11 protein-coding genes are annotated in these 12,221 nt (G+C 44.0%); 4 read left to right on the top strand and 7 right to left on the bottom strand.

What is annotated here, in order from left to right:
- Positions 1–115: 115 nt before the first annotated feature.
- The 4 genes from V5J77_RS02860 to V5J77_RS02845 form a co-directional block, all read right to left on the bottom strand.
- Positions 116–388 (bottom strand): helix-turn-helix transcriptional regulator, encoded by a 273-nt coding sequence (locus V5J77_RS02860; RefSeq protein ID WP_338554282.1) that lies wholly within the window; start codon positions 386–388, stop codon positions 116–118.
- A gap of 188 nt (positions 389–576) precedes the next feature.
- A complete protein-coding gene (locus V5J77_RS02855; RefSeq protein WP_338554281.1) occupies positions 577–1,605 on the bottom strand; it encodes an NAD(P)/FAD-dependent oxidoreductase in 1,029 nt (342 codons plus the stop codon).
- Positions 1,606–2,595: an ABC transporter substrate-binding protein gene (locus tag V5J77_RS02850; RefSeq protein WP_338554280.1), complete on the bottom strand. Its 990-nt coding sequence runs from the start codon at positions 2,593–2,595 to the stop codon at positions 1,606–1,608. It lies immediately after the preceding gene.
- A 97-nt stretch (positions 2,596–2,692) separates the two neighbouring features.
- Entirely contained in the window at positions 2,693–4,333 is a 1,641-nt protein-coding gene (locus V5J77_RS02845; RefSeq protein WP_338554279.1) for a helix-turn-helix domain-containing protein, read from the bottom strand.
- Between the two features lie 242 nt (positions 4,334–4,575).
- Between V5J77_RS02845 and V5J77_RS02840 the strand changes: the two genes are divergently transcribed.
- A complete protein-coding gene (locus tag V5J77_RS02840) occupies positions 4,576–5,340 on the top strand; it encodes an SDR family oxidoreductase (protein WP_338554278.1) in 765 nt (254 codons plus the stop codon).
- Between the two features lie 117 nt (positions 5,341–5,457).
- Positions 5,458–6,222, top strand: coding sequence for an SDR family NAD(P)-dependent oxidoreductase (locus V5J77_RS02835; protein WP_338554277.1), 765 nt, complete (start codon positions 5,458–5,460; stop codon positions 6,220–6,222).
- Between the two features lie 65 nt (positions 6,223–6,287).
- Here the strand turns inward: V5J77_RS02835 and V5J77_RS02830 are convergent, their stop codons facing one another.
- Positions 6,288–6,941 carry a GntR family transcriptional regulator gene (locus V5J77_RS02830; RefSeq protein ID WP_338554276.1) on the bottom strand — a complete coding sequence of 218 codons (654 nt, stop codon included), beginning with the start codon at positions 6,939–6,941 and terminating at the stop codon, positions 6,288–6,290.
- Positions 6,942–7,361: 420 nt separating this feature from the next.
- Here V5J77_RS02830 and V5J77_RS02825 point away from each other — a divergent pair, with 420 nt between their 5' ends.
- The gene (locus tag V5J77_RS02825; RefSeq protein WP_338554275.1) at positions 7,362–7,817 is read left to right on the top strand and encodes a GyrI-like domain-containing protein; all 456 of its coding nucleotides are present in this window, start codon (positions 7,362–7,364) and stop codon (positions 7,815–7,817) included.
- 224 nt (positions 7,818–8,041) lie between these two features.
- Positions 8,042–8,869 carry an AraC family transcriptional regulator gene (locus V5J77_RS02820; protein WP_338554274.1) on the top strand — a complete coding sequence of 276 codons (828 nt, stop codon included), beginning with the start codon at positions 8,042–8,044 and terminating at the stop codon, positions 8,867–8,869.
- Between the two features lie 25 nt (positions 8,870–8,894).
- Here the strand turns inward: V5J77_RS02820 and V5J77_RS02815 are convergent, their stop codons facing one another.
- The gene (locus V5J77_RS02815) at positions 8,895–10,472 is read right to left on the bottom strand and encodes a response regulator (RefSeq protein ID WP_338554273.1); all 1,578 of its coding nucleotides are present in this window, start codon (positions 10,470–10,472) and stop codon (positions 8,895–8,897) included.
- Positions 10,450–12,210 carry a sensor histidine kinase gene (locus V5J77_RS02810; protein ID WP_338554272.1) on the bottom strand — a complete coding sequence of 587 codons (1,761 nt, stop codon included), beginning with the start codon at positions 12,208–12,210 and terminating at the stop codon, positions 10,450–10,452. The genes V5J77_RS02815 and V5J77_RS02810 overlap by 23 nt, the downstream gene beginning before the upstream one ends.
- Positions 12,211–12,221: the final 11 nt, after the last annotated feature.

Here is a 12,221-nt window from a genome sequence, read left to right as displayed (position 1 = left end):
GGTAAATGCACACACTATTGCAATCTGGGGGCAGGTGGATGGTGATCTTTGCGATGAAGAGGACTTGCGTGATGCAGGCGTATTGTCTTTACGATTGGATTGGCAGGGCGGAATTTCAGCTTGGTGGTATACGCCTTAGAGGAGCCTCCCATTCGACTCTGGGAGGAACCTCGGCATCCACCGTGATTAATTCGTACAGCTCATTTACCCGGCATTCAATCGTATCAGCGATGGAAATCGCTGTTTTCAAGGGCATCATTCTTTTATTTTCTATATAATCGTTGATCCGCGCTTGTTTATAATGCAGCGCTTCGGCTAATTGAACGATGGTCATGTCGGCTTCCGCTAATCGTTCAAGCAGCAAGCAGCGTCCAAGCTCAAATTTCATTTTATCTCCTCCTCCTACGCTTCACCTATCCATAGAAAAGCGGCTCCGTTGCCGTTTCCGCCATTAGTATAATTCCCTAATTATAGCATCAGCATGCGTTGGGGAAAGGGCTGCTTACTCTGGAAAATACATAAGACTGACGCCGGTCAATGACCGATGTCAGCCTTGTGCTGAACATTTCCTGCAAGCTACTGTTGCAGAAGCGCTTTATTTTTTTCAAAAAAACGAGCATTATGCGAAGAAACACCAGCCATATCCGAAGCTGCCGGCTCAAGATACAGCTTTGCGCTATTGACGGCTAACACGGCATCATTAAAGGCGCCAGCGATTAATCGCACTTTACTGCCGTACGTAATAAAATCGCCCGCTCCAAAAATGCCAGGAATGCTCGTCCTCATTCGCGCATCCACCGACACGCCATAGTCCTCCCTCTCTAACCCCCAGTTCGACAAATTGCCAAAGTCGCGATCATAGCCATGACTCACAATGATTTCATCGACATCTAATTGCTCAATTGCACCAGTCTCCACATGAACGAGCTCGACATGCTCAATGTGATCGTCCGCTCCATATAAGCGTGAAATGCTATATGGCATTTTCACCTGGCATGCTGCTCTCATCTGCTCTACAGGCTGTTCGTGTGCTGTAAACTCATGTCTTCGATGTACGACGATGACCTGCTTGGCCAATTTTGCAATTTCATTGGCCCAGTCAATCGCAGAATCACCTCCGCCTGAAATCAGAACACGCTTATCGGCAAATCTCGACAAATCAGTCACCGTATAATGCAGATTCGTCAATTCGTAGCGATTGGCCCCTTCAATATCGAGCTTCTGAACCTGCGTCATCCCTCTACCCGCACATAATAATATCGTACGCGTATAATGGCGCTCGCCTGTTTTGGAGGTTAGCACAAAAGTCTGGTCCTCCCGGCGCTCTAACGAAGCAATTTCCTGGCCAAATACAAGGGTGGGGTCGAAGGTTTTCGCTTGCTTTTCTAAGGATTCAATCAATTTTTCACAGTGTATCGGCTCGACTCCGCCAACATCCCAAATCAGCTTCTCGGGATAGGTGCGCATAAATCCGCCAAGCTGCTCTTTGGCCTCGATAATTTTTGTGCGCATCGCTCTCATGCCGCTGTAAAAAGCGGCATACATGCCCGCAGGGCCGCCGCCAATGATCGTAATATCATAAAGTTCCTGCTGCCTCGTATTCATTTAAGGAACCAGCCTTTCTACGATATAATCCATGAGCAGGCCTGAGCCAATAGGACCCGTACCTTGCACAAAGTCATTCGTGTTGAGTGGGAATACATGATTATTTTTAACCGCGTTCAGGTTATTCCATAGACTGCTGTTCTCCAAATTTTTCATTGAGTCCGCCGTGTCATAATCTTTTAAAATCCTTTGCTCAAGAAAGACGTAATCAGGGTTAATATCAGGCAACATTTCTAATGAAAATGGTGTAAACCAGTCTTTTGAATCTTTCAAAATATCAGGTATATTCAATCCAAGGGTTTGATAGAAAAACCTGCTGCTGTCACCCGCCTGCGCGCCCAAGTACCGGTATCGGTTATGCTCTACACGAAGGACGAGCACCGTTTTGTTGCCGAGCGCCTGTTCCATTTTTTGCTTGGCCTTTTGTGCTTTTTCATCAAATTCCTTTAATATTTTTTCGGTTTCTGCTTTCTTATTGAAAAGCTCTGCCAATTTGGGCATGGCATCTTCCATTTCGCTGTTTGAGTCGATGGATACGGTTGGCGCAACCTTGGACAGCTCATCGTATTCCTTCTGCTCCATGCCTGCTCCCCGTGCAATGATGAGATCCGGTGCTAAGCTGAGCAGCTGTTCATAGTTGTACTGGTACTGCACGCCCTCGATCATTTTGACGCCATGCTCCTCAAAGTAGGAAGCACGATACGCTGGCTCAATCTCTGGAACTACGACGACCATTTGCGGCGTAATTCCCATCTCGATCAAATATTCGGCATAGATGGAGCTCGTCACGAGCATATTTTTCGACTCGGCCGGAATAGTCACCTCGCCAAACATATCCTGCACCACTTTAGTCGTTTCTTTAATCGCATCGCTTTCTTGTGCCTCTACAGCAGCTTCTTCTTTCGTATTCGTTGAATTGGAGCAGGCAGCTAGCATGAAACTGAGTGCCAACAGCACAACACCTAACCCCTTCATTAATCGTTTCGACATTATTGCCTCTCTCCTCATATTGATAATAATTATCACTATCAAAGATTATCAAATGAGAAGATATCCTTCCATAGCAAAAAGTGCGTATAGAGGTGGATTATTGTGCTCCATTACTTTTTCCATCCAATAAGTGGCTTACGATTTGCTTTAATACGAGCGCATGTCCAGTGAAGCCAAAGCCATCGACCCAAAGGCTGGTATCCACATAGCAGATCCGGTTATTTTTTACCGCCTTCAAATTTCGCCACTGGTAGCTATCCATTAATTTTTCCATATTTTCATCCACACTATAATGCTCTATCACACGTTTCTCCACAAATAGATAATCGGGATTAGCACTATACAATTGGTCAATCGAGCACGGGTTAAACCATGCTTTTCCCGATTTTAACGGCTCTGGAAGGGTCAAACCTAATTTTTCATACAGCAATTGGGATACTCTGCTTGAATTTTCTCCCAAATAGCGATACCCAATAGGCTCTACTCGCAGAACCATAACCGTGGCTCCCGATCGGATGATCGAATGTAATTGGTTGCGTGCCGCCTCCACCTCATCGTTCATCTGATCATGGCACTTTGCTGCTGCTTCTTGTTTGCCGAAAATAGCTGCGAACTGATCAATCAGGATAGATAAATCTGCTGTAAGGCCTGTGATGACAGGCGCAATTGTACGAAGCTGCCGCTTCATATCCTCTGTTAAATAACGGCCGACCATTAATTCCGGCTGCGCCTGTTGAATGAATGGCAAATCAAGACCATTTTGCGAAGCTTCCAGCAGTCGAATCTGATGCGAGGAAAATAGTTGTCGTTGATGCTGCGGCAAAAGCACAGGAATGAACACAACAGCATGAGGGATGACCCCTAATGCAATTAGAACCTCCGCATAAAGCGGAGAAAGGGATACGATTTTTCTCTGATGTATGGTCTGCGCGTAAAGTCTTGGCGGCACTCCAGCAAGCTGCTTGAAGCGGCGGCTAAAATAATGAGCATCCTCAAAGCCCACCTTTTTAGCAATTTCGTAGGTCTTCGCGGAGGTCAATAACAGCTCTTCCTGTGCGCGGTAGACTCGATAATTCGCCAAATAATCCAAAGGTGGCCTGCCATATCGCTCGCTGAATTTTCGAGAATAATGCCACTGGCTTATTCCAGCCATTTCCGCTAATTGCTTGCGTGTAATGATCTCATCATAATGCTCCTGCATGTAGACGATAGATCGCTGCATTCCCTGTTCGGTAGTCTGTCTGCCACTCGGCTGCTTCTGATAAAGATGCTTCAATAATCCGTAAATAAAATGCTGGCTGCCAATCATCGCTTCATTCCCATCACGGGAAGCTAGCTCGCTTATGTGATGACAGATGCCCGCTACTGCCCCACCCGTTAATTGCGTAATTTGATAGGTGTTCCCTGTCGGCACATGCCATTCAAATTTCATGATTTCTCGTTGTTTATGGAACAGGGCATACGTATGGAATTGAATCTCCCAGCCTGACAGGTCCAAATTGCCGCCGTCCAAAACCTCGATGAATGAATTTTCTTCTATCGCAATCAAATGACCAAACGCAACATGAACCTTTTCTCCATTCATATTCCAGATCGCTTGTCCATCTGTCACGAGTATAAACGTATGCAAGGAAATATAGTGAACTTCGCCAACCGTCACCCATTTATCGTTTAAGGGATGAGTTGACTCCCATTGAGCGAGCCACTCGGTATGTAGTGATCCTTCGACCTCATTCAAATTCGGTTACCTCCTGCTGTGACTTAAAAAAGCGCATTCCCCGATTTTATTTTATTTAAATAACGATTTAAAGTTTGCACGAGCCACCAACGACTAATATAGCTACACTCTTATCTTATATTATTTATTCTCTTTCACTAGTGTTTTTTTTAACTCGGATAGCTTCGGGAATAAGAGAGCAATATTTCAAAACCCACTATGTGATATAACTAACCATGAATTCTATACGAGGAGATGAGGATATGGGTCAATTGACGGGTAAAATCGCTTTAGTAACTGGCGCAAGCCGGGGGATCGGTCGTGGCATTGCGCTGCGTCTGGCACAGGAGGGTGCAATCGTCGCCGTACATTATGGAAGCAAACAGCTGGCCGCGAAGCAAGTCGTTCAACAGATTGAGCAAAATGGAGGCAGCGCATTGGCAATTGGTGCTGACCTTAGAACCCTTAACGGTATTCATGATTTATATGCGTTATTGGATGAGGAGCTTCTACAACGTACAGGCGATAATCGTTTTGATATTCTTGTTAATAATGCTGGAATGGGCCAAATCTTAAACATAGAGGAGACAACCGAGCAATCCTTTGATGAGGTCATGAGCATGAATGTTAAAGCACCGCTATTTGTTACCCAGCAAGCCTTGCCACGCCTTAAGGATGGAGGGCGCATTATCAATATCTCATCTTTTGTTACACGTGTGGCCTCACCTAGTGTTTTCACCTACAGCATGTCGAAGGGGGCGATAGATACTCTAACGCTTGCCTTGGCTAAGCAGCTTGGCAGCCGTTATATTACGGTGAATGCCATCCAGCCGGGCATTATTAATACAGAAATGAATGCTGGAACGCTGCAAGATCCCCATGGACAAAAAATGGCCGCTGCCCTCTCTACCTTCAAAAGATGGGGTGAGCCAGAGGATGTTGCGGATATCGCTGCCTTTCTCGCCTCAGCGGACAGCCGTTGGATAACAGGGCAACTCATTGATGCAAGCGGAGGATCTCATCTGTAAGTTCAATAATTCACTCCATTATTGGACACTTAATAATATATAATATATAATGTGAGTAGCGTGATTATATATTATATATTATTTGATGATGCTTATTACACTAATGGAGGCGTTCTCATGGGAAGATTATCAGGCAAAGTTGCGATTATTACTGGAGCAGGCAGCGGTATGGGAGCTGAGCAAGCTCGCTTATTTGCAAAAGAAGGCGCCAAAGTAATTGGCGGTGATATGAACGTACAAGGTCTTCAAGCTGTCATTGATGATATTAATGCTAACGGTGGAGATGCGATCGCTGTTAAACTAAATATTTCTTCTCCTGAAGATTGGCAGGTTGCTGTCAAAACAGCCGTTGAAACCTACGGCAAAGTAAACGTCTTAGTGAATACGGCAGGAGTTGCTGGTCCGTTCATCGCGAAGGCTGCCGACCATGATCCAGATGAGTGGGATAAGCTTTTAGCGATTAACTTAAAAGGAGCATTTTTAGGAAGCAAATATGCCATTCCTGAAATGATTAAAGATGGCGGCGGTTCAATCGTAACCATTTCCTCTATCGGCGGACTAGTTGGTGGACAAGGCGGTACAGGCTATGGGGCTGCTAAGGCGGGGTTAATCGGCATGTCTAAAAATATTGCTGTAGACTATGGCAAAGATCATGTACGATCAAACGTTGTTTGTCCTGGTCAAATTAGAACGCCAATGTCTGCCGTTCTGGAAACAGAAGACATGAAAGCAGCAAAACAATACTACTTGAATAAAACACCACTAGGCCACTTTGGTGATCCTATTGATATCGCCTATGCGTCCCTTTTCCTTGCATCGGATGAATCGAAGTTTATCACCGGTACAGAATTGATCGTTGATGGCGGCGTAATGGCCAACTAAGCTAATGAGCAGAAAGAGACAGTCCCCACTTTACTTTGGAGGCTGTCTCTTTCTCTTACTTCGTTCTATATATTTAGGGATTGTCTCGTCAGAATTTCAAAAGCTTCCTTCGCCTTCTCAAAATCCGCTTGGACGATGGCATGGACCATTTCTTCTAAGTAAATGTAACGGCCTTTTGTTCTTTCAACATCTCCCCATTTCATTTGGGAGTATGCATTTGTAATAAAAGTAATGTCCGAGTAAAACTTGCTAAATGCTTTATTTTCAGCCACTTGAAATACATACCCGCATAAACGATGAACGTTAACAACGTATTCTAAAATATTTTTCTGCCGCAGTGCCTCTTGCGCCCCGATCAAATACTGCTTAAGCTGCGCATATTTTTCTTCGTTCCACTTTGATTTCGAAAAATCGATTCCTAGTTTAAATAGCTCCACTAAGGCATCGGTATAATCATCCATCTCTTGTTTGGAGATGGCCTTTACATGTACGCCTTTTCTAGGCAGCCGTTCCACAACACCCGTATTTTGCAAAATATAGAAGGACTCTCGAACCGGAATGTTACTTACATTCAATTCTTTCGCTATATTGGTTTCAATCAGCCGAGCACCTTGCACTAATTCGCCTATAAATATTTTTTTCAATATATGATTCGCTATTTGCTCTGGCAGTGAATTCGTTTGGTCACCCATAATTGAAGCAAAATTAAAATTATCCATTAGCTATTTCACTTACTCCTTATTAAAAAATAGACAGCCATTCCGTTCGTTGTGATTCAATAACTTAAATATATAAAATCATCTATGTAAGAAATACTCATAGTATGCGCCTTAAAAAAGTAAGGATTGCCATATTCTAAACCCCGCCTCCAAATAACGATGTTTGGTTAAGCTTATTCTATTATAGCAGGAAATTCATCAGACCGATAAAAGCGAAAGGTATTGAGTTAAGGGGAAGCTGACACCTCCCTTAAATTTGCCTCGGCAAATCTTTATCCCGCTAATCTTAGCCGTCAGCTGCGTTTAGATTGCCTTATTATTGAATAGGAATAATGATTATTCCAAAAAAATAATGAATAATATTTTATAGCATGATAGCATTCCAATTGTATTCCAATCTATTTACGAAAGGAAAAAACAATGGATATTAAAATCGAAACTTTGCCGAAATACCGCATTGCCTATGTGCGACAGGTTGGGCCATATGGTCCTGCCAATTCTCAAGCCATGGAGAAGCTGAAAAATTGGGCCATTGGAAAAAATCTGCTTACTGAATCAACCATCCTGCTCGGGGTGCCGCAAGATAACCCTGAAACAACACTATCGGAAAACTGTCGATATGATGCATGTATTGTCATTTCAAAGGAATATCCAGATGATGATTCCATTTGCGAGGGCCAGCTTGATGGTGGAACGTATGTGATTTGCACAATCAAGCATACAGCGGAAGCAATTCAAAGAGCATGGCATGAAATTTTTCCATACTTACAAAACGGCGGATACCAAATGGACAATAAACCGATTTTAGAAAGATATATCGGTAATATGCTTGAGAATGATTTTTGCGAAATATGTGTACCTGTTAAACCCCTATAAATTCCGATAACACGCAAATGGGGCTATGACAGGTCAATTGCTCACAGCCTATCATAGCCCCAAAACCTATGCACGATGCGTTTCTTCAAAAGATCAATCCCAATCCTCACCTATTCTTTCACAGAGTATCAAGAGAGGATGACATGCTTATGTATAGGATGACTGGCAGAAGTGAAATCAGGTATAATTAAAGTACAATATAAAAAAATGAAAGCAGTGATTCAATGCAGCATTACATGAAACAAATGCTTGTAACAGCCTTGGACCGTACGCTTCCTATTTTTGTCGAAACGATGGGATGGAATGAATGGCAGGATGAGTTTGTCCGACCACAGGGTTATCATTGCTATCATTGGTTGCAGACAACCGAAGGAGAAGGTGAATTTGAAATATCGGGAAAAATATTATCTCTAGCGCCAAATCAAGGAATTTTGCTGCCTCCTAATGCTCCGCACCGTTATGTAACCCAAACACATCCTTGGTCTACCTGGTATATTACATTCAATGGAAACCTCGTCCCTTTCATTGTTTCTTCTCTCGGCTTGGCCACCTCAACGGTGATTAGCTGGGAATCGAGCTCCCGACTATCCACAATGCATAAAAGGAGTCGACATTTGGCAAAACAAGGCTTCGATTTCAATGGGCTGGATGGTTCGGCCTTTGTGTATCGCTTTCTGATGGACCTGAAACGATATGGACAAGTCGATAATCAACGTTCCTTTTCCCAGCATACGGTTAGAATAAAGCCATTCATTCGGTTTCTTGAAGAAAACTATTCAAATCCCGCCATTGGATTGCTCCAACTGGCAGAATATGCTGGAATCAGCTCACAACGATTGAACTACTTATTCAGAGCGACAACAGGGATGAGCCCTTACCAATACCTCATACACTTGCGTATTCAGAAAGCCAAGGAGTATCTGATAAACGATAAAAAGCTCACTGTCAAGGCAGTCGCCTCTTTGGTAGGGTTTTTGGATGCTAGTCATTTTGTATCTACTTTCAGAAAAATAGAATCCATAACTCCCCAGCGTTTTCGCGATCTCAATTAATATCATACACGGGCTTTTTATTACATCACTCTCTGAATTCTTGCGGTGTAACGCCAAAATGCTCCTTAAAAACCTTGATAAAATAGGGCGGATTTTTATATCCCAAACGGTTCGCAACTTCGTATATTTTAAATCTGCTGTCCTTTAACAAAAATACGGCCTTTTCCATCCGCAATCGCAGCAGGTAGTCTGATATGTTCTCACCTGTTTCTCTCTTGAACACTTTGGAAACATGGGTTGGATGCATATAGACGTGATCGGCGATTGCCTGAAGCGAAACGTCCTCAGATAGATGCTCTTGTACAAATTGATGAATTTGAGCCACGACTGAATGGCGGGATGCAGACAGTTCCGTATTCATTTCATTGTGCAGCGTATCCAGCATGCTCGTGGCCCAATACTCAAGCTCGCCAACACTCTTGATCTCCGCCGATGCATGCAAGGGGTAATCAGCAAGCAGCCTTCCGCTCTTATGCACAAAGTAAGTAAACGCTGATTTTAACGAGTAATATATTTCAAATAAATGTTCGTTTGAACCGCTGTATTTCACCTTCCATTCACGCAGCACTTCCTCCAGCTTCTCTCTTGCAGCCACCCAGTTTCCCGCCTCAAGCAAATGCGGGAATAGCGGCGGCGAGTATAGTGAAGCGACAATATGAGACATGGGCTTCGTATTTTCCTTGCCAAGACGGACGACGAAGTCATTGTCATAACCGATTTGCGAACGAACCGTGGCGACGCAGCGCTGATAAAGCTCCTCCACATCGGCTGGAAAAGTTCCCACAGGCGACAAAATAACCGAAATGGTTAAATGCAGCAGCTGATTGACAATTCGCCGCATTTCGTCTGCAATCTGTTCCAAATAATGATCCTCCAAGCTCCCTGCTCCGTGATTTACAATGAACAGGATATGGCCGTACAAATCCTCGCAGCTCCAGCTTTTATAGGTGCCGGACAGCAATTCCTCGACGATATTAGTAACTGCATACCCCATAATGGACATATCCGATAGACCATACCGCTTATCATTATCCTCTATACGAATAAGAATCAGCGACATCGTATCTCCGATCCCGATCTGAACATTATATAAGAGCAATTGTTCATTCAGCTTCCGCTCTTGCCACAATCGCCCTTGAATCAGATTGTTCAATAAATTGGAACGTAAAATAGGCAAATTTCGATAAACCATAGCTTGCGATTGCACAAATGCCATCATTTTCTCTCGTTCCATAAGCACGGTATGGACCGCATCTTTAACGGCAGCGATCAGCTCAACGTCCTTCACCGGCTTGAGCAAATAATGAGACGCCTTATGCTTCACTCCTTGCCGGGCAAATTCAAACTCCGCATGCCCGGTAAGCAGCATACACTCCGTTTGAGGCCATTTTCCCTTAATCGCTTTGATCAGCTCAATCCCATTCATACCTGGCATACGAACATCGGTTACCACAATGTCTACGGGATTCTTGTCCATCACTTCAAGAGCCTGTTTGCCGGAGTACGCGGAAAGCACGGTTGTAATGCCAGCCTCTGCCCAGGATATGCTAGCTGTCATGCTTTCGACCAAATGCTCTTCATCATCTACAATCAACAGCTTCATCGTCAACCGCCTCCCCTCTCCAATGCAGCTCTACCCGCAGTCCGGATGCAGCGTTAATCGAAAGCTTCAAGCCGGAATCGGCTCCATAACGGAGCTGGAGCCGCCGATGCACATTCAGAAGACCGCAGCTTTCCGCCCCTTCTCCGTGCCGGCTTGTCAATAGCTTACGAAGGTCTTGCAGCCGCTCGAAGTTCATGGAGCCACCATTGTCTTCTACAATTAATGAATATTCGTTGCCTGTGCATCTCCCCGTAATCGTTATAACTCCAACATCCTCCAAAGCTTCAACCCCATGAATCAAAGCGTTCTCCACAATCGGCTGCAAAATTAGTCTGGGCACTATAAGGGTCATCATGCCGCTCAGCACATCAATTCCATAACGAATACGACTCATCCTCATGCGATGAATACTAAGATAATCAGCCGCGTTCTTCAACTCGTCCTCCAGCTTAACCAATTGATTCTCCACCCGAGTCGTGTAGCGATAATAATCTGACAGGTGATAGGCCATCTCAAGAACCGCGTCTTTCCTGTTCAGCTTGGTCATGCTGATGACATAGGTCAAGCTGTTATACAAGAAATGCGGATTGATTTGCGATTGCAGCTGCTTGAGCTCTGCTTCGCGCGTATGCAGCTGCTGCTCCAGCACATTCTCGATGAGCTGCTGAATTTGATCAGCCATATCATTGAATCTGGAAATAATGAGCCGAAATTCGTTGTTTACCTGAAGCGGAATTCTTGTCTTGTATTGTCCCATTTTAATTTGCTGCACTCCTTTTACAAGTGCCCGCAAGGGTACCTGAACATTTCGGTACAGCAACCAGGATACTGCAATGCCGACGATGAGCAGCAATCCATAGACAAGATAGGCGAAGCGATTGGTCATTCGCAATGGAGTTAAAATCTCGGATAAAGGCACTACGCTGACTACATAACCATCGAGCGCTTGTACATTCGAATAAGTAAGCAGATATGAAATCCCGTTTATATTTAAGGTAATGCCTCCCTCATCTGCCAGCTGTCTTTGTTTTAAAGCCGACACAGCTTCACTAAGGAGATAGGAAGGGAACGAGCTTGTTGCTAAAAATGTATCACTAGACTTATAAAATAAGGCTTCGCCGCTCCCTTGCGACTTAAACTTGTCCAGCATATGAATTACGTTGCTCATGTCAAAGCTTATTTCAATGATGGAATTGGCTTTGGAGATACCGCCGCCTGCCTCGTAAGGTTCAACGGTCAGATGGGTCACCTTTCCCAGTTTGTTTGTCTGTTCATCGTTCAAAATAAAATTCCAATTTTCCTTGCTTAGCCTCTGCAGCCGCTCCGGATCAAACGAGGTTCCGTTTACTGTCGATATCGTTTGTCCGGTTTGCGGGGAATAAACGGTTACATCGTTAATCCATTCGGTCGATGCACTTTGCAAATATAGCTTATCCTGAATAATTTTTTTTCGATTAATTTGTTCATAATAGCTGGAGGTCACCAAAGACAAATCTTGAAATTCAATGACGTTCGGATCACGAATCAGAATATTGGTGAATACCTCCAATTGAAGAATAGTATTGTCCAATTGCGTGGCTAAGGTAGATAGCCTGCTGATGCTTGACTGTTTAATTTGTTCAGTCATCGCATTCTCGTTGACTCTATTGGAATATATGGACAAAATGAATACTGGCAGCAAAAATAATATAAGCGAGCCGACTAGTTTGGAAAAGAGACTGCGTTCCTTGTTAATCATTCGCTTCGACT

The sequence above is a fragment of the Paenibacillus sp. KS-LC4 genome (genome assembly GCF_036894955.1).
GTDB lineage: Bacteria > Bacillota > Bacilli > Paenibacillales > Paenibacillaceae > Pristimantibacillus.
The sequence above is the reverse complement of the archived record's forward strand: the minus strand, read 5'-3'. Positions and strand labels throughout refer to the sequence as shown.